Below are 19,611 nucleotides of genomic sequence, written 5' to 3' on the forward strand. Positions count from 1 at the left end.
GTCCGGGACGGGTGCCGTGTGCGGGCAGGGTCTTCCCCGATGCGGATGGTGGGCCGGCCCTGCCCGCGGCACCCCATTGTGGCGAGGGGCCGGAACCGCGGCCACGTGTGCGGCGAGTCTCCGCGTGCGCGGCGCGCACACCCCGCGCGCGAAGCACCGCGCACGCCCCTGCACATGCGGGTCCGCGGTGCGGGTACCCGCAGGTCGGGTCCACCGTCCGGTGGACCCGTGTGCCGTCCGCATGCCGGCGACGGCGATACTGGCAGGACCATTCGCCCCCTTCCCCCCCAGGACCCATGCCGACCTCCACCACCGTCCGCGCCACGGTCCCCCCGACGGTCTGGCTGATGCGCGGCCGCCACCCGGGGACCGCCCCGGCAGACGACCTGCGCGCCACCCTGCGCGCCCGCAAGGACAGCCGGGACATCGACGACTACCTGGAGCTCCCACCGGACGACGGTGAGGCGCCGGACCTGGTCTTCGAGGCTCGCACCCGGGTCGCCGACGGAGTCGTGGTGCGGGCCCGGCTCGAGCTGGCGCCCGCCACCGGGGACGGCCGGGACTGGACCCTCGTCGCCGAGGCCGACGGCCGGCCCTGGGATCCCGCCTGGCCCGCTCCGACCGGCATGTTCTGGCCCCAGGAGCCGGATCCTGCCTGGGCCGCGGACCCGGTCACGGGGTTGCGGCCGGGCATCCCGCATCAGCTGCCCGAGGACGACAAGGCCGTACGACGGCTGCTGCGCGACTGCGCGCGCGGCAGCACGCGCATCCACGTCCTCGTGCACGAGGCCATGACCACGGACGAGCGGGGCCGGGTGCCCCTCGCGCACTGGCTGCCGCCGGCACTGCGGCCCCTGGTGGTGGAGCACCGGGCGGCCCCGCACCAGCTGCGGGTGGTCAACTGGGCGCTGCGCGAGAGCGGCGTCGAGGTGCCGCGCGGCGGCGCGCTGGTCCTGCCCGGCCGGCCGGCGCCCGAGGGCTACGACGCCGCCGCGTTCTCGGTCCGGGCGGTCTTCCTGGACGGGACGGAACCCGTCGAGCTGACCGGGGCGGTCCGGGACTACGCGGCGCTGCCCCGGCCGGTGCCGGAGGCGGCGGAGGGCGCCCTGACCGCGCTGCGCGAGGACTGGCACCTGCTGTCCGTGGAGGAGGAACTGGCGCGGCAGCGGGCGCTGGTGGCGATGTACGCCGAGGCGCTGGAGGCCATGACAGCGTCACGGGACCTCTACCGCGAGGCGGCCGAGCGGGCGCACGAGGCGCTGGCCGCCTACCGGGAGTCGGCCGGTGGCCTCCCGGGCGGCGGACAGCCGTCCGGTTCCTCCGTTCCGGCGTCCCCGCTGCGTCAGCTCACGCGCACCCTGGACCGCTTCAAGCCGACGGCCGGGCTCCGCCGTTCCGGGGCGGCCCGTGAGCCGGACGGCCCGTCGGCCTCGTCCGGCTCCTGACCCGCGTTCCGGCCCGGACCCTCCGCGCGGTCCGGGCCGAACCCTCCGCGTGGTCCGGCCCGGACCCTCGGCGCGGTCCGGGCCGGAACGCCGGGCCCGGATCCCCCGCTCGGTCCGGCTCAGTCCGCCAGGCGGCCGGCCTCCGGAGGCGGCCAGGCGGCCCCCCGCCTCCCCGGGTGCGGGGACGCGATCCGCACGGTGAGCGCGGCCAGCGCCGACAGGGCCGCCGTGACGGCGGCGGCACCGGCGAGCCACGGGGGTGCCAGGGCGAGGTCGGCGGCCCGGGACGGGACCGCCGTGGGGAGGGACCGCCCGTAGACGTGGGCCGCCGCCAGGACCGCCGGGACCACGACCGCGAGCGCCAGCACCAGGGCCCCGGGGCGCACCAGCAGGGCCGCCCCGGTCACCAGGCACAGCAGGGACAGGCCGAGGGCGAGGGCGTGCAGCCGGGCCGAGGCACCGTCGTGGTGCAGCGGGAAGTGCGCCACGGCGCACAGGATCAGCAGGACGGCACTGAACCGGCTCGTCCAGGACACCGGCCGCGCGAGCCTCTGCCCGGGCGGCCGGGCGGCGGTGTCCGTCTCCGCTCCGGCACGGGTCGCCTCGGCGCGGGACGGTCCGGAGCGGGCACCACCGGTACGCGGACGCCTCGCCCGCCCGCGGGCCTCCCGCCCACCGGCGCCGCCGCGGCGCGTGCGCCGGCCGACGCCCCGGCCGCCGTCCCGGCCCGGGACCGGCCCGGACTCCGGTGCGTCGTGGCCTCGTTCACCGTCGGTCCGCCCGGAGCCCGGGCCGGGGGCGGTGCGGGACGCCGGGGCGGGCACCCCCTCGGCCGCGAGACGGTCGATCAGGCCGACCAGGTCCTCGACGGACCGGCCGGTGGCGGCGGCACGCAGGGCCTCCTCACGGCAGTGGGGCGCGAGCGGCTCGCTGTGCAGCAGCGCCACCAGGCGGGTCACGTCCTCGACGGGACGGTGCGCCGCGGCGGCCCGGATCACCTCGTCGGCGCTGTCCTCCTCGCGCGGCGGGCGGGTCAGCAGGGCGACCAGGCGGGTGACGTCCTCGACGGGACGGTCCACACCGGCGGAGCGCAGGGCGTCCACCACGGCGCGGGTGTGCGCGGGCGAGCGTTCCAGGGAGGTGATGAGGTCCACCACCTCCTCCAGCGGCCGGTCCGCGACGGCGGTCTGCACGAGGTCCCTGACGGGGTCCGTGAAGGGTTCCCCCGCCCCGGACTTCCCCGGCCCGGACTCCCCTGCCCCGGACGCCGCCGAGCCGTCCGCCGGGCCGTCGGCCGAGCCGTCCGCCGGCGGTTCTCCGCCGTGTGCGTCACGGCCGGGCGGGGCCGGCGGGTCCAGGAGGTCGACGGTGGCCACCGGGTCCCAGACCGGTGCGGGGCCGCCGGGACGGCCCGGGTCGGGCGGCCGGTGGGGGCCCGCCTCCGCCACCGGGTCCGTCCGCTGCCCACCGGCCGCCGGATCCGTCCGGCTTCCTCCCGCCGCCGGGTCGGTACGGCCGGCCGGGGCGACGGTGACCGCCGGGTCCTCGGCGGGCACCGTGCTGCCGGCCGGCGCCGGCGGGTGGGCCGGGCGCGCGGGAAGGTCCGCGGCGGTACGGGCCGCGGGGCGCCCGGCGGTCGGGGGCCGCCCCGGACGCCCGTGCTCCACGGGCCGGGCGGGGACGTCGTCCCACCGGGCCCGGCCGGATTCCGGCCGCCCGGGCCCGAACCCGGTGGCCGTGACCGTCACCGAGGAGGGCGCGGACGCCGGACCGGCCTCGGGAGGTATGGCGGGGTCGCTCGGCGCGGGCGACGAGGATTGGGAGGTCATACTCGGCTCCATGGGTGAAGGCTGAGGCCGCTCCTGCGTCCCCCGCGTGCGACGAGCGGCGTTACGCTGACCATTACTAGGCCCCTCACCACCCCCCTGCCACCCGACTGGGCCACGGGGATGACCTGCGACGATCCCGCGTTTGCTGCCGCCGAAGCGGGGAAACGGACCGGGTCGGACATGTCCGGTCCCGGCCCCCTTACCCGGGCCGGAAACGGGAATCCAGTCCATGAGGCCCGTGTCGGGGCACACCGGGAGGAGGGCGGCTGGTGGATTCGACCGCCGTGGTGCTCGTCGTGGTCGCGGTTCTCGCGGCCGTTCTGCTCTCCACCGCACTCGTGATCCTGGTACGGCTGGTCCGTACGAGGCGCGAACTGCGGCAGGCCGGTCTGCCCACCGGCCCCCGCTGGGTCTTCTGGGGCGCCGTCCTCTATCTGGTCCTGCCCACGGACCTGCTGCCCGACCCGGTCTACCTGGACGACATCGGCGTCCTGCTGCTCGCCCTGCGCTCCTTGCGCGGCTCCCTCGGCGAGGGTGCGCTCCCGTCGGCTTCCCGGCGGTCCGTCCGCCGACCCGCCGATGACTACGCTCCGTGAGGAAACCAACCACCCGTTCGATTCGTATAAGTGACTGGAAGCCAAAAGAAGTCGGCGGACCAGGCAACGGCGCACAGGTGGCCCCGCCTGGTCGGCGCAGCACCGACGAGGGAGAGACGATGCAACCGTTCGCGCTCAACTACGCCCGTCCGGCGGTCGAGTTGGCGGTCGCCACTCCGTATTCGTACGACTCCGGACTGCAGTTGAACGTTCTCGTCGACGGACGGATCGCCGCTTGCGACCACGCGTTGTTGCGGGAGGTGGGGACCACGACATCGACCGCGGGCTCCAAGACCCACTTCGACGACTGACAGCGGACCGTAGACGATGACCGTGCTGATCCTCACCTGTGAGGAGGACGTGACCGCCGACATGGTGGTCGTGCACCTGAACGGCCGCGGGGTCCCGGTCGTGCGGCTGGACCCCGCCGATCTCACCGGCGGGGTGTCCCTGTCCGGTGAGTACGTCCACGGCCGGTTCCGCGGCCATCTGTCCACCGGGGGAAGGCTGGTGAGCATCGGGGGACTGCGCTCGGTGTGGGTCCGCAGGCCGGGCGCTCCGGCGAGCCGGGCGGCGCAGCCGTCGGCGTGGCTGACCGAGGAGGCCTCGCAGGCCCTCTACGGCATGCTGCGCGGTTCGGACGCGCGCTGGATGAACCATCCGGACGCGGCGCGGCAGGCCCGGCACAAGCCGTGGCAGCTGCGGCTGGCGCAGCGCTGCGGCCTGCCGGTGCCGGCCACGGTGATCACCACGTTCCCGCGAGCCGCGCGGGAGTTCGCGGAGCGGTTCCCGGACCTGGTCGTCAAGCCGGTGTCGGGAGCCCATCCGCAGGATCCGCCGCGGGCCGTGCCGACCAGCCGGGTGCCGCCGGACGCCGACTTCTCCGCCGTGGCGTTCGGCCCGACGCTGTTCCAGCGGCGGATCGACAAGCGGGCCGACATCCGGCTCACCGCCGTGGGCGAGCGGCTGCTGGCCGCCCGCAAGGAGACGGATCCGGCCGCGGATCCGGACGAGGTGGACGTGCGTTTCGCCGCGTCCGCGGCCCCCTGGAAGCCGGTGGACGTGCCCCCGCGCACCGCCGACGCCGTCCGCGCCTATCTGCGCGAGGCCGGACTGGCGTACGGGGCCTTCGACTTCGCCGAGGACGCCGACGGGCTGTGGTGGTTCCTGGAGTGCAACCAGTCCGGTCAGTTCGGGTTTGTGGAGGTGGAGACGGAGCAGCCGATCGCCCGCACCATCGCCGAGTGGCTGGCACGGCCCGTCCCCACCGCGGCGGGGGCCGGGGACGGAACGCGGGCGGGGACGCCCTGAGCACGGCGTCCGGCGCGGCGGGGCCCGCCGGACGCCGTCAGGCCGGCCGCGGTCCGGGCAGCAGGGCGGTGCGCTGCCAGCCGTTGCCCGGGGCCTGCGGCCGGTCCAGCCCGGCAACGGCCCCGGGTGACTGAAGGGGCCGCATGACCGACTCCAGTTCCCTGCTCACGCGTTCGGCTTCGCGGCGGACCTGTCCGGGCACATCGCCGCACTCCGCGATGAGTCGGTCGTAGATGGGGGAATCCTGGAACACCCGACAACGTGCCTTTCTGCTCTGCGGTCCCCGAGCGGGACGCGAGTGCCGAGTGTAGGCGCCCGCACACCGTGGAGTGCCACTTCCCCCGTACGAGTTGACGCAGAACGGACAATCGAATGGGTGTCCGTGCGCCGGCCGGGCCGTGCCGCGGCGCGCGGTCAGGCTCCGGTGGTGGAGCCGGGGCGGACGATCATCAGAACCGTGACGGTCGCCCACAGCACGTTGAACAGGCCCGTGAACATGGCCAGTCGCGCGGTGGCGGCGCGGTCCACCGGCCGGCCGGCGCCGAGTCGGGCGAGGAGTTCGTCCTGACCGGGCAGGACGAAGGCGATGAGGATCCCCGCGGCGGCCGCGGTCAGCGTGATCGACGCGACCAGCCAGGCGTCCCCCAGGACGCCCATGGCGAGCGCGGTGGCCAGCCCGAGCACCGGCACCGCGATCCCGAGCCGCGCGTAGACCCGGCAGATGCGGTGCAGCACCGTCACGGTGGTGGAGGCCGTCGTCAGGACGGTCCCGCCGCTCCCCTCCTCGTCGGGGGCGGCTCGGCGGACGGCCGGGGGGAACATGCTCGCGGCGACGGTCACCGGGCCGACCGCGAGGATGGCGGCCAGGACGTGCAGGGACAGCAGGAACTTGGTCACCGGGACCCTTTCGACAGTGGGACGTGAAGCGGCGCCGCCCTCACGCTAGGCGCGCCCGCCGGGTCCTCCCCAGAGGCGGGAACGACAGAAGGCAACGGGTTCCCGCCAACACCACGACCAGGGGATTCTCCCGCTCATCCCCCTGAAGCGAGGTACAGGGAGTGGCGGGAACCCGCCTATCGTGGCGGCATGCACTCCGTTGCGGTCCTCGCGCTCCCGGGCGTCATCCCGTTCGACATGGCGGCCCCCCTTCAGGTCTTCGACTGGACCCGGCTGCCGGACGGCCGCCCGGCCTACCGGGTACGCCTGTGCGCCCCCGCACCCGAGGTGCCGGCCGACGGCGGGTTCGCCCTGCGGGTGGACCGGGGGCTGGAGGCCCTGGAGGACGCCGACACGGTGATCGTCCCGGGTGTCGCCGACGGGCCGCCGCCCTCCCCCGCCGTGCTGGAGGCGCTGCGCGGGGCGGCGGAGCGAGGTACGCGCATCGCCTCGGTGTGCGTGGGCGCGTTCGTGCTCGCCCGCACCGGCCTGCTGGACGGGCTGCGCGCGACGACGCACTGGGTGGCGGCCGAGCAACTGGCCCGGGAGTTCCCGCTGATCGACGTGCGGCCGGATGTGCTGTACGTCGACAACGGCAGCATCCTCACCTCGGCGGGCGCCGCGGCCGCGCTGGACATGTGCCTGCACATGATCCGCCGCGACCTGGGGTCCGCGGTGGCGGCGAACGCCGCCCGGATGTCGGTCATGCCGCTGGAACGGGAGGGTGGCCAGGCCCAGTTCATCGTGCACGAGCACCCGCCGGTGCCCCGCGGGTCGGACCTGGAGCCGGTCCTGGAGTGGATCGAGGACAACCTGGCGCGGGAGATCACCCTGGGCGCGATGGCGGCCCGGGCGGGGATGAGCGAACGCACGTTCAGCCGGCGGTTCCGCGAGCAGACCGGCACCACGCCGGTCCAGTGGCTGCTGCGGGCCCGGGTGCGGCGCGCCCAGTACCTGCTGGAGAACAGCGATCACACGGTGGAGCGGATCGCGGGGCAGGCCGGCTTCGGGTCGCCGACGGCGTTCCGCGAACGCTTCCGCAGGGTGGTGGGGACCACGCCGTACGGGTACCGGACGGCGTTCCAGGGGGGCGGGCGGGCCGGTTCCTAGGCCCCGCCCCCGGGGGCGGACGGCACGGAGCCCGGTGGGGACACGGCTGCGTACCGTGTCCCCACCGGGCTCCGTCGCGTACCACCGCGCGACGCGGTGGCGTCCGCGGGTCAGACCGCCAGGGACAGACCGCTCTCCCCCTCGGTGCGCGCGGTCCGGCCGGCCGGGACCGGCTTGCGCGCGAGGAGGGCGTCCGCCCGCGCGACGGCGGTCCGGATCTCGGACGTTCCCGTCATCACGCAGAGCGTGTAGCTGACGTCCTCCAACTGCCGCGCCACGGCCGGCGAATGCCTCTCCGCCTGAGCGATCTGCAACGTCGCGTACCGCGTGAGCAGTTCCCTGACGACCTTGGGATCCGGTTCGAGCACGAAGCGCCCCTCTCTCTCTTTGACTGCGTATGCCCGGACCCGGCGAAAGCATCCATTTCTTTTACTCAACGGGTCGTACATGACCGGAATGCGTGCGCGGTGCGACCGGACGCGAGACTCCGGCGCGTTCGCCCCACGACACCCCGGGTCCCCGTGCGGCCTTCACCCACCCGTCCTCCCCGGGGCGGCTGTCGGACCCCCGCGATACGCTGCGCGAAACAGACCTTCCATCCCTTTCAGGGAGGTTCCGATGACCGCGCGCCTCAACCCCTACCTGAGTTTCGACGGCGACGCCCGGCAGGCCATGGAGTTCTACCGGGACGTCTTCGGCGGGGAGCTCCGGCTCCACACGTTCGGCGACTTCGGACAGGCCGGCACCCCGCACGCGGACAAGATCATGCACGGCATGCTGGAGGGCCCGGACGGCCTGAGCCTGATGGGCGCCGACACCCCGCCCGGGACCGAGTACGCCCCGGGCGACAGCTTCTCGGTGAGCCTCAGCGGCCCCGACGAGAACGAGCTGCGGGGCTACTGGGAGAAACTGTCCGACGGCGGCACCGTGACGGTGCCGCTGGAGCGGCAGATGTGGGGCGATGTCTTCGGCATGTGTACGGATCGGTTCGGCACCCCCTGGATGGTCGACATCACCCAGGGCTGACCCGGGACCGCACCGGACCGCGGACCCGCCCCGAGGCCCCGGAGGCGCCCGCAGAAGCCGGCCCCCGCCTCGAGACCGCCGCCCCGCACCACCCTCACCACCCGGCCCCGCAGGACCCGGCCCCCGCGGAGCACGGCGGATCCCCGGCGCCCGGGGCGTGTGGCACGCTCGGGCGGGAACCTCCGGCGCGTTCCCCGCCGGAGGCGGATTCCCCCTGTGGAGAGGTGACGGCATGCGCATCGGACTGCTCGGTACCGGCCCCTGGGCCCGGCTGGCCCACGCTCCCGCGCTGAGCGAACACGCGGAGCTGGAGTTCACCGGCGTCTGGGGCCGCCGCCCCGAGGCCGCCGAGGACCTGGCCGGACAGTACGGCACCCGCGCCTACGCGGACGTCGACGCACTGCTCGCCGACGTGGACGCGGTCGCCGTCGCGCTCCCCCCGGACGTGCAGGCGGAGCTGGCGGTCCGGGCCGCGCGGGCGGGCTGCCACCTGCTGCTGGACAAGCCGCTCGCGCCGACCGTGGCCGAGGGGCGGGCGGTGGTCGAGGCGGCCGAGCGGGCCGGGGTGGCCTCGGTGGTCTTCTTCACCACCCGCTTCCAGCCGGAGCCCGCCGCCTGGATCGCCGAACAGGAGAAGGCGGGCGGCTGGTTCACCGGCCGCGCGGAGTGGCTGGGTGCGGTGTTCACCGTGGACAGCAGCCCGTTCGCGGCCTCCCCCTGGCGCCGGGACAAGGGGGCGCTGTGGGACGTCGGCCCGCACGCCCTCTCCGTCCTGCTGCCGGTCCTCGGCGACGCCCGTCGGGTGGTGGCGGCGGCACCGGGCCCCGGCGACACCGTGCATCTCGTCCTGGAGCACACCGGCGGCGCTTCGAGCACCCTGACGCTGAGCCTGACCGTTCCGCCGGCCGCCGCCGGGACGGCCGTCGAACTGCGGGGCACCAGCGGCGTCACGCGCCTGCCGGAGGCCACGCAAGGAGAGGTGGCGGCCCTGACCCGCGCCGCGGACGCCCTGCTCGCCGCCGCGGACACCGGTCGGCCGCACCCCTGCGACGCCGCCTTCGCCCTGCGCGTCACGGAGATCCTCGCCTCCGCGGAGGACCTGCTCACCGCCGGTCGCTGACACTTCTCGGGCGCCCGGCACGGCACCCGCTTAAGCCACCCTTAAACGGCGGTTAAACAATCGTGCCGGGCCCCGTCCCGTCCATGGAAAGCCCAGGTCAGCAGCGGCCAGGGGACAAGTCGGACCGTTGGCGGAGCCGACCGCCGTCCGTACCATCAGGGCCGCGCGCCGGTACCGGCGGCCGCTCTGAGAGCGCTCCCTGAACGGGCGATCCCGGGGCCGGTCACCCCCCACGTCGGCCGGCGCGCGCCCAGGAACCCGCACGAGTCCCCAGGAGACCCCCCACATGACTCCCCGTCACCAGCGTCCCCTCGGCCGTCGCAAGGTGCTCTTCGTGCTCGGCGGCGCCGCGGTGGCCGCGCCCGCCGTGGCCGCCCTCGCCCCGCACGCGCTCGCGGAGGACCCCGCCGACCGGACCGCCGCCGACGCACTGCCGCTGACGATCGTCAACGACAGCGGCTCCTTCGACAACGCGAGCGTGCGCCTCTACATCGTCGGCAACCAGGACGGCCGGCAGGTCCGCCTGACCCCCGAGGGCACCCTCGCCCCCGTCTCCCTGTCGGACAACGGCCCCGACGGCTTCACCGACTACGCCATCGAGCTGGCCGGCAGCGGCGAGACCCGGCTCTCCCTCCCCCACATGTCCGGCCGCATCTACGTCGCCCTCGGCGGCAGGCTGAAGTTCAAGGCGGTGGCGGACGGCGACGGCAACGCGGCCCTGCAGTACCCGGCCGGGTGGGTCGAGTCCGACCCCAACTACGGGGTCCTGCACGACTGCGCGGAGTTCACGTACAACGCGGCCGGCATGTTCTGCAACACGACGATGGTCGACATGTTCAGCGTGCCCCTGAGCCTGCGGCTGACCGGTGCCGAGGACCAGACGACGGGCACCGTGCGGGACGGGGGGCGGGCCGCCGCGTTCGAGGCCGTCCGCGGCCTGGAGGGGTACTCGCGGCTCGTCGTGGACGACACCCGGATCATCGCCCCCGGCCACGGACTGGACGCCGGCCTGTTCGACAAGGACTACCTGGCCCCCTACATCGACGAGGTGTGGAGCACCTACACCGGCCGGGACCTGAAGGTCACCACCAACGCGGGGACCTTCACCGGCCGGGTGCGCGGGGACCGGTTCACCTTCGACGGGCCGGCCCAGGTGTCGTTCGGCCGGCCGTCCACCCGGGACGTGCTCTTCTGCGACGGCGCGCTCGCCGCGCCCAACGACGGAACGACCGGACCGGTCGCCGCCGTGCTGGGTGCGGGCTTCAACCGCTCCACGCTGCTCAGCCACCCCGACCAGCCGACCACCGACGCGTCCGACTTCTACCGGACCGAGCTGACGAACCACTACTCGAAGGCCGTGCACGAGGCCGCCGAGGACGGCAGGGCGTACGGCTTCGCCTTCGACGACGTGGCCGACTTCGCCTCCTACATCCAGGACACCGCCCCGACCGGCCTGCGGCTCACCCTGACGCGGTTCTAGCCCGTTCCAGCCGGTTCCAGCCGGCCCGGTCCGGGCGACCGTCCCCGGTCACCGCGCGAGCGCCGAGCCGGGCCCGCCCGCCCCCGCCCGCCGGAGGCGGGCGCCACGGCCTCGGGGCCACGCACGCCGGCGGGAGCGCGCGCCGTCCGACATGCGCGCTCCCGCCCGGCGTAGCAGCGTGGTCCTGTGAGGGGACTGGGTGTCGGGCCGCCCCGCCGGGACCGGACGGGGTATCTGCACGGAGCACCGCCGCCGGGCTGGGCCCGGCTGGTGCCGGTCGTCCTGCTCGCGGCCGTGTGCGTGACCACGGCGGTCAGCTCCGAGCCGCTCGACATCGGCTTCGTGCTCGGGGCCGTGCCCCCGCTGGCGGTGCTGGCGCACGGCCCGGTCGCCACCGCCGTGCTGGGCGCACTGACCCTGCTGGTGCTGAGCGCGCCGGTGTTCAACCTCGACGCGCCGGGCAGCACCGACCTGCTGACCGTCGCGTTCGTCGCGGTGCTGAGCGTGCTGCTGTCCTTCATCCGAAGCCGTCGGGACGCCCAGCTGGTCACCGAGCGGGCCGTGGCCCGCGCCGCCCAGCGCGCGGTGATGCCGGCGCTGCCGGACCGGGTGGGCCCGGTGCGCTGCGCGGGCCTGTACCGGGCGGCGCAGCGCGGGACGCTGGTCGGCGGCGACTTCTTCGACGTCCGCGCCGGGCCGTACGGCGTGCGGGCGGTCATGGGGGACGTACAGGGCCACGGGCTGTCGGCGGTGGCGACGGTGGCGTCGCTGCTGGGCGCGTTTCGGGAGGCGGCGCTGGACGAGCCGGACGCGGGGGCGGTGGCGGCCCGGCTGGACCGGCGGCTGAGGGTGGACGCGGCGGGCGACCCGCACGCCGAGTTGTTCGCCACCGCGGTGGTGCTCGACTTCTCCGCCGACGCGCGGTCGGCGCGGCTGGTGGCCTGCGGTCAGCCGGGGCCGTTCCTGCTGCGGGACGGGCGGGCGGCGGAGCTGGAGGTCGAGCCGTGCACGCCGCTCGGCCTGGGGCTGGCGGGGCTCGACGCACCCGTGGAGACGGTGGTGCGGCTGCGGCCGGGCGACCGCCTGTTCCTGGCCTCCGACGGGGTCTTCGAGGCCCGTGACGCCCAGGGGGACTTCTATCCGCTGGCCGACCGGCTGACACGGTTCGCCGACGGTGACCCGGCCGGCCTGGCCGAGCGGGTGTGGGCGGACCTCCTGCGGCACTGTCCCGAGGTCCACGACGACGTCACGATGCTCGTGCTGGCCCCCGTACTGCCCGACGGCGAGGACGGACGGGACGCCCGGGAGGGACGGCGCCGGGTCCTCCTGGACCGTCCACCCGGCGGGTCCGGCCGCGGCACGGACGCCGACGGCGCCCCGCCGCTCCCGCGCTGAGCGGCGGGGCAGGGGGCGCCGATGAGCCGTGCGACGGGACCGGGGTCAGTCGGCGTTGACGCAGGTGTTGCCGAACGCCGGGTTCAGCAGACCGACCACGTTGATCGAGTTGCCGCAGGCGTTGACGTCCACGTCGACCGGAATCTGGATGACGTTTCCGGAGAGGACGCCGGGGCTGTTGGACGCGACGCCGACCGTCTCCGGACCGCCGTCCGCGACGGCCGTGCCGGCGGAAGCCAGCAGGGCCACGCTCGCCAGGCCGGCCGCGGTGATCAGACGTATGCGCATGGGAAGGCTCCTGTCGTTCGGGGGGACATGTGAGTCCACCTTCACCTCGGGTTCCCCACCGCGACATCGGTGGACGGCCGAACGGGCGGACGGCCGGGCGCGCGCCGGGTGCCCGGGGCCCCGGAGCAGGTTTCCCGGGCGCCCGGGGAAGGTACTCCGGCAGCCAAGGAGCGGCCCTCCACCGCGCGGCCCCCGCGCTCCGGATGCGCGCCGGGCCCGCGCGTCGAATGGTGGGGGGCGGACCCGGTGACCGCACCGGGGGCCGCTACAGCGATCCGGACCCGAGGAGCCAGAGATGCCGACGTCCCAGCCCGACGCGTCGCAGCCCGACGCGTCCCGGCCGCCCGAGGGCGGCACCACCCCCGACAACCTGCTCCACGCCCGAACCGGCACCGAGGTGTCGCCGGAGGACGTGGTGCTCGCGTCCGGCAAGGACCTCACACCGGAGAACCTCGAATGGGCCAAGCGCAAGCTGGCCGAGGAGGGCCCCGCCGCCCTGGACAAGCTGCTCCCGTGAACACCGCCGGCCGCGGTCCGAACCTCCCGGACCGCGGCCGGCCCCGCCCGTCCTGCGGCGGACACCACGCCACGCCTCACACGGCACGACGCCACGTCACCACCGTCACGAGAAGTTATGGGGCGTCACAGCCGTCACAGCCGTCACAGCACCGTCACCCGACGGAGTCTCCTCGAGGCGCCGGTGACCGAAGGGCTCATGGGCCGATGGGCGAAGCCTCGACCGGGAGCACGGCGCCACGGGAGCACGGTTGACATCGGCATGCCCGTACCCCGACAGGCCGTCGCCGGCCCGGCGCGTGCAGCGGCGGGCCGGCGACGGCCTGTCCACGGGGCGGAGTCGCCCGCTCGCGGGTCACCCGGATCCGGGCCGGCCGGGCGTCAGGGAACCTCCCGGTCCTCCGGCAGCGACGCGTCGTCCTCGACGACGTGCATGGCGGCCTCCTCGGCCCCCGCAGCCCCGCCGTCGATGCCCACGTCCTCGGCGACGGTCTCCTTCGTCCGGTCCGGGCGCAGGCCCTCGTCCGGTGCGACCAGGCGCCCGGCCCGGTCGGTGCCGGTCTCCGGGTCGACGGGCTCGCCCTCGCCCCCGGGCAGGTCGCCCACCCCGTCCCCGACGGGTGCGGACGCGTCCGGCACCTCCTGGGCCAGCCGCTGGTCGAGGCTCTCCCCCTCGTTCTGCTCGGCGGCGGTGGTGCCGTGCTTGGTCACTCCCAGCGGTTTCTCCGGCGGGGAGTAGCCCTCGTCGAGCATGTCGTCGTAGGTGCGCTCGCCGATCGCGTCCTGCATGTCCAGGGGGGCGGCGTCCTCCTGCTGCTCGTTGCTTCCGGTGGGCTGGTAGGCGTCGTCCGCCATCGGGTCGGTGCCCATGCGGTCCTCCCTGTCGCGTTCTGCCGTCTCGTTGGTCCCGGGTGTCCGATCCGCGTTTCCCGTGCGGCGATCTCTAATCCCGTGCGGGCGGTGCGGGTGCCCCGGTCCGCCGGCCGGGCGGCGGCGCGACGTGGACCCTCAGGTCGCCGACGCGGTGCACGGGCCAGGACCGGGCGTAACCGGGGGCCGCGCCTCCCGGGCCGACGAGGGTGGCGACGGGGACGCGGTCGGCGGTGCGCAGGATGGCCGCCACGGTGGTGTTCGCGTTGTTGCCCGCGGTCGCGCCGGAGGAACAGCCCGTGTAGTAGCCGATCGGGATGGCCTGGTGGCCGGTGAGCAGACAGGGCGGGGCCACGCCGAGCCGGTGCAGTTCCCGGGCCGTACGGGTCCAGTCGCGCCGGCTGTCGATGGTGCGGTCGGCGGTGTACACGAGCACGGTCGACTGGACGGCGAGGTGCCCGGCCACGCACAGCGCGACCAGTGGTGCCAGGACGGGCCGCCATCCGCCGCCGGGCCTCCGGGCGAGGTGCCACAGCGCGGCGGCGACCGGGAAGGCCAGCAGGGCGTAGGTCGGCTGGAGGAAGCGGGGGGCCGCGTAGCCGATCATGAACAGGTAGGGGAACGCGGCCGTGCTCGCGCAGGCCAGCGGCAGCAGCGTGCGCGTGAGCTGTCCGGCCCGTACGGCCACATACAGGGCGAGGAGCGCGAGCAGCGGCAGGGCGAACCACCACAGGGTGATCACCGGGTGCGGCATGGAACCGGTGCAGGGGCGGCACAGCGCACGTCCGCCCAGGCTGCGCAGCTGGTCGTCGAGCGCGAAATGCCAGCCGAGCCCGCCCTGGATGCGGGACGCCTCGGCGAGCCGCTCCCCCAGTCCGCCGTAGGAGACGAAGGCCGCCACGATCCAGTCGGCGGCGCCGGCCGCGAGCCCGGCGGCGAGGACGAGCAGGAGCCGCACGTGCCGTCGGGCGAGGGCCAGGACGACCAGGGGGACGCTCACCCAGACGGCGTCGGTGGGCCGCATGACCGCCATGAGCGCCGCCCCGCCCGCGACACCCCACAGCGCGAGCCGGGCGGAGGGATTCTCGTGACGGCGCAGGAAGCAGCCGACGGTCACCAGCGCGCCGACCGCGACCCAGTGGTTCGGCATGGCCTGCGGGCCGTAGAAGAGGGTGATCCAGAGGGAGGCGAAGAACGCGCCGCCGGTCACCAGCACGCGGGTGGGGAACAGGCCGCGCCAGGCGCGCAGCGCTCCGTACAGGGCGAGCCCGGACAGCGCGGCCAGGTAGAGGCGCAGCAGGACCGTCGAGGACGACCAGGAGGCGACCGGTGCGACCAGCAGGGAGACACCGCGCGAGCGCGGTGCGCTGAAGAAGGCGGCCGGATGGTGGGAGGTGACCTGGCTGACGTAGACGATCTCGTCCCAGCCGAGGCCCAGCACCGGCCTGACGAGGACCAGCTGGGCGACGGTGAACACGGCGGCGACGGCGGCGAGCGGGCGGGTCCCGGCGCCCCGCGGGGACCGCCGGGGGGTGGCCGGGCGGTCGGGCCGACGCTTGCCGAGGAGCAGGTCAGCGGTGCCGTCGGCCATCGTCCGTCCCCGTTTCCGCGCGGTCGTCCGTACCGGTCCCGCGGCGGCCCCGAGGCACGCACCGGCTGCGGAGATCCGGGCATCACGGTCAAACTAACCTCGGCGTGCGGGGCTCGCAGGGCAGGACACGGCCGGCGGGCGCCCCCGGGGTGACGGGCCGGCGGACGCCGGGCGGGGCCGGGCTGCCGGCCGCCGTGACCGCCGGTCAGGGCGGGGGGCCCGGGAGTTCGGCGAGGTCGCCGACGACGAGGTCGGCGCCGTGCGCGTACAGGGCGTCGCGGTGGCCGGTGCGGTCCACGCCGACGACGAAGCCGAAGCCTCCCGCCCGGCCCGCCTCCATCCCGGCCAGCGCGTCCTCGAACACGGCCGCCTCCGCGGGCGTCACGCCGAGGTCCCGGGCGGCGGCGACGAAGGTGTCCGGCGCGGGTTTGCCGGCCAGCCCCCGTGCGGCGGCGGTCCCGGCGTCGACCCGTGCGTCGAAGAGGTCCTCGGCGCGGATCGCGCGCAGCACGTCACGGCAGTTGGCGCTGGAGGAGACGATCGCGGTGCCCAGTCCGGCGGCGCGGACCGTGCGGATATAGCGCAGTGTGCCGTCGTACGCCTCGACGCCGTCGGTGCGGATGCGGTGCAGCAGCGCCGTGTTCTTGCGGTTGCCGAGGCCGTGCACGGTGCGGGCGCCGGGCGGGTCGTCGGGGTCCCCCTCCGGCAGGTCGATGCCGCGGGAGGCGAGGAAGGCACGGACGCCGTCGGCCCGGGGACGGCCGTCGACGTGGCTCTCGTAGTCGGCGGGGGTGAAGGGCCGGAAGCCCTCGCCGTCCCGCTCGCGCAGAAAGGCGTCGAACATCTCCTTCCAGGCGGCCTCGTGGACCACGGCCGTTCTGGTGACGACGCCGTCGAGGTCGAAGAGGCAGGCGCGGATGGTGCCGGGCAGACCCGTGTCCGTCATACCGGACACTGTGCCCCGTGCGGCGCCCCCGGGGCGGGAACCGGCGCGGGGCACGGCACACTCCGGGGACCCCGGTGCCACACTCTGCGGTGTGGCGCTGACCTTCGACGACCTCCTCCGCCGTGCTCGGGAGCTGCCCCGCACCGGCCGGCGCGCGATCCTCGGCATCGCCGGCAGCCCCGGTGCGGGCAAGTCCACGCTGGCCGAGCGGCTGGTGCGCGAGCTGAACAGCACCGGACGGCACCCCTGGGTGACGCACGTGCCGATGGACGGCTTCCACCTCGCCGACGCCGAACTGGAACGGCTCGGCCGCCGGGACCGCAAGGGCGCGCCGGACACCTTCGACGCCGCCGGGTACGCGGCCCTGCTCGTCCGGCTGCGCGCGCAGCCCGACGACGAGGTCGTGTACGCGCCCGCCTTCGAGCGGGTGCTGGAGCAGCCGGTCGCCGGGGCGATCCCGGTGCCGCCGACGGCGCGCCTGGTGGTCACCGAGGGGAACTACCTGCTGTGCGAGGAGGGCGCCTGGGGGCAGTTGCGGTCCCTGCTGGACGAGGTGTGGTTCTGCGCGCCGGACGAGGAGGACAGGTTCCGGCGACTGGTCGCCCGGCACGTGGAGTTCGGCAAGCCGTACGACGAGGCGGTGGCCTGGGTGCGGCGCTCCGACGAGCGCAACGCCGACCTGGTGGCCCGGACCATGCCTCGCGCCGACCTGGTGGTCCCCGCGTCGGCGCTGCCCGCGCCGGGCGACGACTGAACCCGGACGGGAGACAGAGGCGCGGCCGTCCCCGGCGGCGCCTGCGGTGACGCGGGGCGCGGCCGGGTCCCGTCCGAAGCCACGTCGTGACGGGTGCCCCCGGCGGTTAGTCCTCGCGGGTGCGTCGTCGCGCGGTCCTGCCCGTCCCGCCGGTCGCTGCCGTCCGCCGCGCGCGTCGGGCTCGCCCCGTCCGCGCGGTCGCCCGGCAACCCGGGAAGCGGACGGGACGAGCGGGGCGGGCAGGACGACGGGCGGGCAGGACGGCGAGGACGGGCGGGGCGGGCAGGGCCGTCGGGCCGGACTATGGCTGCCGGGCTGTCGGCCCCACCGGAACCTTCGGCCGGAACCGTCGGCGGGTGCGCGGCCGCCGTCCCGCGGCTCAGCGGCTCAGCGGCTCACTCTGCCGAACGCCTCCGCGCTGACGTGCGGCATCACCGTGCTCGCCACCCGGTAGCGGCCGTCGGGCAGATCGCCGGACCGGCCGACGTGGACGGCGAGGGGGCCCGCCCACTCGTACCCCTTGCGGGCCGCGTGCCGGGCCAGGCTGTCGGTGAGGGCCTGCCCCACCCGGCTGCGGCTGCCCCGACGGGTGAGTTCCTCGTGCACCGGGCCGGACAGTTCCACGTCGTAGGCGTTGGGGACCATCACCCGTCCCCCTGCGGACACCACGGCGTGGCGGTCGCACTCACGCCGCAGGGCGTCGACCAGTTCCACCGGCCCGCGGTCGGAGATCCGTGCCCGCAGCGCCTCCCACCGGGTCTCCAGGGCCTTCTCCCACGCGCGCAGCGTGCTCATCGTCTGCACCTCGCCGCAACGTCACCGGTCCTGGTTGTCGTCGAAGTCGTCGGGGCGCACGTCGGCCTCCTCGAGGGCCTCGCGCATCGTGCGGCCGGTGGCCCCCTGGTCGTGGGTCCCGTTCTCCGCGTCGGCGCGGCCGAGCGTCTCGTCGGTGTCGTGGGTCTTGGGACGGTTCTCCTCGGGGACGGTCATCTCCGTCGCTCTCCTCGTGTCGTGGGTGGGTCCTTCGTGCTGGAGGGGCGGGTTCCCCGGGGGCGCCGGGCTATCCCCGCGGGTCCGGTGAGCGGCGCCGCCCGCCACGGTGCGTGAGCTATGTTGAACTCTCGTGGGAGACGAAGGAGGCGGACACGTGCCATCGCCGCAGCAGGCACGCGCACAGGCATCCGCGATCACCTCGGGCCGGGCGGCGCAGGACAGCGACGTGTCCCCGACGTCCCGGCTGCGCACGCTCTTCGACCGGCCCCGGCTCTCCCCCGGGCAGCGGCGCATCGCGCAGTACCTCATCGACCACATCAACGAGGCGGCCTTCCTCTCGATCACCGAGCTCGCCGACCGCGTCGGGGTGAGCCAGCCCTCCGTGACCCGGTTCGCGTCGGCGGTGGGCTTCAGCGGCTATCCGGCGCTCCGGGAGAAGCTGCAGTCGATCGCCCTCGGCACCCTCGCCGGCGGTCATGCCGCCGAGGAGCGCGGCAACGAGCTGCAGGCGGCCGTCGACGCGGAGATCGAGAACCTGGAGAACCTGCGACGGGACTTCGCGGACGCCGACCGGGTCATCGCGATGGGCCGCGACCTCGCCGCGTCCGCGCCGCTGACCGTGCTGGGTCTGCGCATCTCCGTCTCCCTGGCCGAGTACTTCGCCTACGCCGCCCGCCGCATCCACCCGGACGTGCGCCTGGTGACCCGGGGCGGCAGCGTCGCCTACGACGCGTTGCTGCAGTCGCGGGAGGCGGGCGGCACCTGGGTGCTGGCGTTCTCGATGCCCCGGCACGCGCACGAGACGCTGACGGCCGTGAAGGTGGCGCGGGAGGCGGGGCTCAAGGTGGCGCTGATCACCGACCTGGCGCTCGGCCCGCTGGCGGACGAGGCCGACGTCACCCTCGCCACGGGTACCGGCTCGCGCCTCGTCTTCGACTCCTACGCGGCGCCGGGCGTGATGTGCGCGGCGCTGCTCCAGGCGATGACGGACGCCGACCCGGAGCGGTCCCAGGCGCGGCTGGAGGAGTACGAACAGGTGGCGGACCAGCTCCAGTTCTTCCTGCGGGACTGATCTCGCGCCGGGCCCGGCGCGCCCCGCTCAGCGCTCCGGACACCCCCTCCGGCGCCGGCGATCACGTTGTCCCCTCCCCCGCCGCGTCGCCGTGACGTACCTGCCGGTCTTCCGGAGGACGGCGGCCGGTCACGGCCCCCGACCAGTCCCCGCCGGCTCCCCGTCCCGTGGGTCGCGATCCCCCGCTCCTGCTGCCGCGCGACCCGAATTCCCGTGGCCGTCCCGTCAGTTCCCCGTTGCCCGTCCGGTCACGGGCAGCCACCCCCCGATCGAAGCACGCATGAATGTTTTCATACGCCTTGCAAACCAGATGGCATATATAAATACTGCTCA

At 75.2% G+C, this 19,611-nt stretch carries 22 protein-coding genes; 12 read left to right on the top strand and 10 right to left on the bottom strand.

Features of this window, described 5'->3' with window-relative positions:
• Window positions 1-296: 296 nt before the first annotated feature.
• On the top strand, window positions 297-1,445 hold the full coding sequence (locus AB0F01_RS19575; protein WP_362096997.1) for a hypothetical protein: 1,149 nt from the start codon (window positions 297-299) through the stop codon (window positions 1,443-1,445).
• Between the two features lie 119 nt (window positions 1,446-1,564).
• Here AB0F01_RS19575 and AB0F01_RS19580 read toward each other — a convergent pair whose 3' ends face one another.
• Window positions 1,565-3,274 carry a hypothetical protein gene (locus AB0F01_RS19580; RefSeq protein WP_362097000.1) on the bottom strand — a complete coding sequence of 570 codons (1,710 nt, stop codon included), beginning with the start codon at window positions 3,272-3,274 and terminating at the stop codon, window positions 1,565-1,567.
• A gap of 269 nt (window positions 3,275-3,543) precedes the next feature.
• Between AB0F01_RS19580 and AB0F01_RS19585 the strand changes: the two genes are divergently transcribed.
• The 3 genes from AB0F01_RS19585 (at window position 3,544) to tgmB (ending at window position 5,181) form a co-directional block, all read left to right on the top strand.
• A complete protein-coding gene (locus tag AB0F01_RS19585; protein WP_362097003.1) occupies window positions 3,544-3,870 on the top strand; it encodes a YkvA family protein in 327 nt (108 codons plus the stop codon).
• Window positions 3,871-3,989: 119 nt separating this feature from the next.
• On the top strand, window positions 3,990-4,181 hold the full coding sequence (gene tgmA / locus AB0F01_RS19590; RefSeq protein ID WP_164336612.1) for a putative ATP-grasp-modified RiPP: 192 nt from the start codon (window positions 3,990-3,992) through the stop codon (window positions 4,179-4,181).
• Window positions 4,182-4,197: 16 nt separating this feature from the next.
• A complete protein-coding gene (gene tgmB, locus AB0F01_RS19595; RefSeq protein WP_362097006.1) occupies window positions 4,198-5,181 on the top strand; it encodes an ATP-grasp ribosomal peptide maturase in 984 nt (327 codons plus the stop codon).
• Between the two features lie 37 nt (window positions 5,182-5,218).
• On the opposite strand, the gene AB0F01_RS19600 is transcribed toward tgmB, so the two are convergent.
• Window positions 5,219-5,434 (bottom strand): hypothetical protein, encoded by a 216-nt coding sequence (locus AB0F01_RS19600; protein WP_362097009.1) that lies wholly within the window; start codon window positions 5,432-5,434, stop codon window positions 5,219-5,221.
• A gap of 161 nt (window positions 5,435-5,595) precedes the next feature.
• On the bottom strand, window positions 5,596-6,078 hold the full coding sequence (locus tag AB0F01_RS19605; RefSeq protein WP_362097012.1) for a hypothetical protein: 483 nt from the start codon (window positions 6,076-6,078) through the stop codon (window positions 5,596-5,598).
• A gap of 189 nt (window positions 6,079-6,267) precedes the next feature.
• On the opposite strand from AB0F01_RS19605, the gene AB0F01_RS19610 reads away from it, so the two are divergent.
• The gene (locus AB0F01_RS19610; protein WP_362097015.1) at window positions 6,268-7,227 is read left to right on the top strand and encodes a helix-turn-helix domain-containing protein; all 960 of its coding nucleotides are present in this window, start codon (window positions 6,268-6,270) and stop codon (window positions 7,225-7,227) included.
• Window positions 7,228-7,337: 110 nt separating this feature from the next.
• Here the strand turns inward: AB0F01_RS19610 and AB0F01_RS19615 are convergent, their stop codons facing one another.
• Window positions 7,338-7,595: a DUF5133 domain-containing protein gene (locus AB0F01_RS19615; RefSeq protein WP_362097017.1), complete on the bottom strand. Its 258-nt coding sequence runs from the start codon at window positions 7,593-7,595 to the stop codon at window positions 7,338-7,340.
• A 250-nt stretch (window positions 7,596-7,845) separates the two neighbouring features.
• On the opposite strand from AB0F01_RS19615, the gene AB0F01_RS19620 reads away from it, so the two are divergent.
• From AB0F01_RS19620 to AB0F01_RS19635, 4 genes are all read left to right on the top strand, one after another.
• Window positions 7,846-8,253 carry a VOC family protein gene (locus tag AB0F01_RS19620; protein ID WP_362097020.1) on the top strand — a complete coding sequence of 136 codons (408 nt, stop codon included), beginning with the start codon at window positions 7,846-7,848 and terminating at the stop codon, window positions 8,251-8,253.
• 232 nt (window positions 8,254-8,485) lie between these two features.
• Window positions 8,486-9,373 (top strand): Gfo/Idh/MocA family oxidoreductase, encoded by an 888-nt coding sequence (locus AB0F01_RS19625; RefSeq protein WP_362097021.1) that lies wholly within the window; start codon window positions 8,486-8,488, stop codon window positions 9,371-9,373.
• 286 nt (window positions 9,374-9,659) lie between these two features.
• Window positions 9,660-10,853, top strand: a complete 1,194-nt coding sequence (locus AB0F01_RS19630) for a glycoside hydrolase family 64 protein (protein ID WP_362097024.1) — start codon at window positions 9,660-9,662, stop codon at window positions 10,851-10,853.
• 186 nt (window positions 10,854-11,039) lie between these two features.
• Window positions 11,040-12,248, top strand: coding sequence for a PP2C family protein-serine/threonine phosphatase (locus AB0F01_RS19635; RefSeq protein WP_362097027.1), 1,209 nt, complete (start codon window positions 11,040-11,042; stop codon window positions 12,246-12,248).
• 45 nt (window positions 12,249-12,293) lie between these two features.
• Here AB0F01_RS19635 and AB0F01_RS19640 read toward each other — a convergent pair whose 3' ends face one another.
• A complete protein-coding gene (locus AB0F01_RS19640; protein WP_362097030.1) occupies window positions 12,294-12,536 on the bottom strand; it encodes a chaplin in 243 nt (80 codons plus the stop codon).
• Window positions 12,537-12,831: 295 nt separating this feature from the next.
• Here AB0F01_RS19640 and AB0F01_RS19645 point away from each other — a divergent pair, with 295 nt between their 5' ends.
• The gene (locus tag AB0F01_RS19645; protein WP_362097033.1) at window positions 12,832-13,053 is read left to right on the top strand and encodes a hypothetical protein; all 222 of its coding nucleotides are present in this window, start codon (window positions 12,832-12,834) and stop codon (window positions 13,051-13,053) included.
• Between the two features lie 380 nt (window positions 13,054-13,433).
• Here AB0F01_RS19645 and AB0F01_RS19650 read toward each other — a convergent pair whose 3' ends face one another.
• The 3 genes from AB0F01_RS19650 to AB0F01_RS19660 all read right to left on the bottom strand — a co-directional run bounded on the left by AB0F01_RS19650 (window position 13,434) and on the right by AB0F01_RS19660 (window position 16,459).
• Complete coding sequence (locus tag AB0F01_RS19650) at window positions 13,434-13,922, bottom strand: DUF5709 domain-containing protein (RefSeq protein WP_362097035.1); 489 nt, start codon at window positions 13,920-13,922, stop codon at window positions 13,434-13,436.
• A gap of 73 nt (window positions 13,923-13,995) precedes the next feature.
• Window positions 13,996-15,513, bottom strand: coding sequence for a hypothetical protein (locus AB0F01_RS19655; RefSeq protein WP_362097038.1), 1,518 nt, complete (start codon window positions 15,511-15,513; stop codon window positions 13,996-13,998).
• A 205-nt stretch (window positions 15,514-15,718) separates the two neighbouring features.
• Entirely contained in the window at window positions 15,719-16,459 is a 741-nt protein-coding gene (locus AB0F01_RS19660) for a beta-phosphoglucomutase family hydrolase (protein WP_362097041.1), read from the bottom strand.
• Between the two features lie 91 nt (window positions 16,460-16,550).
• Between AB0F01_RS19660 and AB0F01_RS19665 the strand changes: the two genes are divergently transcribed.
• Window positions 16,551-17,213 (top strand): nucleoside/nucleotide kinase family protein, encoded by a 663-nt coding sequence (locus AB0F01_RS19665; protein WP_362097044.1) that lies wholly within the window; start codon window positions 16,551-16,553, stop codon window positions 17,211-17,213.
• A gap of 387 nt (window positions 17,214-17,600) precedes the next feature.
• Here the strand turns inward: AB0F01_RS19665 and AB0F01_RS19670 are convergent, their stop codons facing one another.
• Together AB0F01_RS19670 and AB0F01_RS19675 are read right to left on the bottom strand one after the other, a co-directional pair.
• Complete coding sequence (locus AB0F01_RS19670) at window positions 17,601-18,008, bottom strand: DUF3662 domain-containing protein (RefSeq protein ID WP_362097047.1); 408 nt, start codon at window positions 18,006-18,008, stop codon at window positions 17,601-17,603.
• 21 nt (window positions 18,009-18,029) lie between these two features.
• A complete protein-coding gene (locus tag AB0F01_RS19675) occupies window positions 18,030-18,203 on the bottom strand; it encodes a hypothetical protein (protein WP_362097050.1) in 174 nt (57 codons plus the stop codon).
• Window positions 18,204-18,360: 157 nt separating this feature from the next.
• On the opposite strand from AB0F01_RS19675, the gene AB0F01_RS19680 reads away from it, so the two are divergent.
• Complete coding sequence (locus AB0F01_RS19680) at window positions 18,361-19,278, top strand: MurR/RpiR family transcriptional regulator (protein WP_362097053.1); 918 nt, start codon at window positions 18,361-18,363, stop codon at window positions 19,276-19,278.
• The last annotated feature ends 333 nt before the right edge of the window (window positions 19,279-19,611 follow it).

It is taken from the genome of Streptomyces sp. NPDC029526, assembly GCF_040637405.1.
GTDB lineage: Bacteria > Actinomycetota > Actinomycetes > Streptomycetales > Streptomycetaceae > Streptomyces.

What these genes read in the sequence shown, in the direction of transcription:
- AB0F01_RS19650 (WP_362097035.1), bottom strand. Translation starts at nt 13,922, where the DNA reads ATGGGCACCGACCCGATGGCGGACGACGCCTACCAGCCCACCGGAAGC.
- AB0F01_RS19675 (WP_362097050.1), bottom strand. Translation starts at nt 18,203, where the DNA reads ATGACCGTCCCCGAGGAGAACCGTCCCAAGACCCACGACACCGACGAG.
- AB0F01_RS19625 (WP_362097021.1), top strand. Translation starts at nt 8,486, where the DNA reads ATGCGCATCGGACTGCTCGGTACCGGCCCCTGGGCCCGGCTGGCCCAC.
- AB0F01_RS19660 (WP_362097041.1), bottom strand. Translation starts at nt 16,459, where the DNA reads ATGACGGACACGGGTCTGCCCGGCACCATCCGCGCCTGCCTCTTCGAC.
- AB0F01_RS19645 (WP_362097033.1), top strand. Translation starts at nt 12,832, where the DNA reads ATGCCGACGTCCCAGCCCGACGCGTCGCAGCCCGACGCGTCCCGGCCG.
- tgmB (WP_362097006.1), top strand. Translation starts at nt 4,198, where the DNA reads ATGACCGTGCTGATCCTCACCTGTGAGGAGGACGTGACCGCCGACATG.
- AB0F01_RS19610 (WP_362097015.1), top strand. Translation starts at nt 6,268, where the DNA reads ATGCACTCCGTTGCGGTCCTCGCGCTCCCGGGCGTCATCCCGTTCGAC.
- AB0F01_RS19580 (WP_362097000.1), bottom strand. Translation starts at nt 3,274, where the DNA reads ATGACCTCCCAATCCTCGTCGCCCGCGCCGAGCGACCCCGCCATACCT.
- AB0F01_RS19655 (WP_362097038.1), bottom strand. Translation starts at nt 15,513, where the DNA reads ATGGCCGACGGCACCGCTGACCTGCTCCTCGGCAAGCGTCGGCCCGAC.
- tgmA (WP_164336612.1), top strand. Translation starts at nt 3,990, where the DNA reads ATGCAACCGTTCGCGCTCAACTACGCCCGTCCGGCGGTCGAGTTGGCG.
- AB0F01_RS19620 (WP_362097020.1), top strand. Translation starts at nt 7,846, where the DNA reads ATGACCGCGCGCCTCAACCCCTACCTGAGTTTCGACGGCGACGCCCGG.
- AB0F01_RS19630 (WP_362097024.1), top strand. Translation starts at nt 9,660, where the DNA reads ATGACTCCCCGTCACCAGCGTCCCCTCGGCCGTCGCAAGGTGCTCTTC.
- AB0F01_RS19670 (WP_362097047.1), bottom strand. Translation starts at nt 18,008, where the DNA reads ATGAGCACGCTGCGCGCGTGGGAGAAGGCCCTGGAGACCCGGTGGGAG.
- AB0F01_RS19640 (WP_362097030.1), bottom strand. Translation starts at nt 12,536, where the DNA reads ATGCGCATACGTCTGATCACCGCGGCCGGCCTGGCGAGCGTGGCCCTG.
- AB0F01_RS19575 (WP_362096997.1), top strand. Translation starts at nt 297, where the DNA reads ATGCCGACCTCCACCACCGTCCGCGCCACGGTCCCCCCGACGGTCTGG.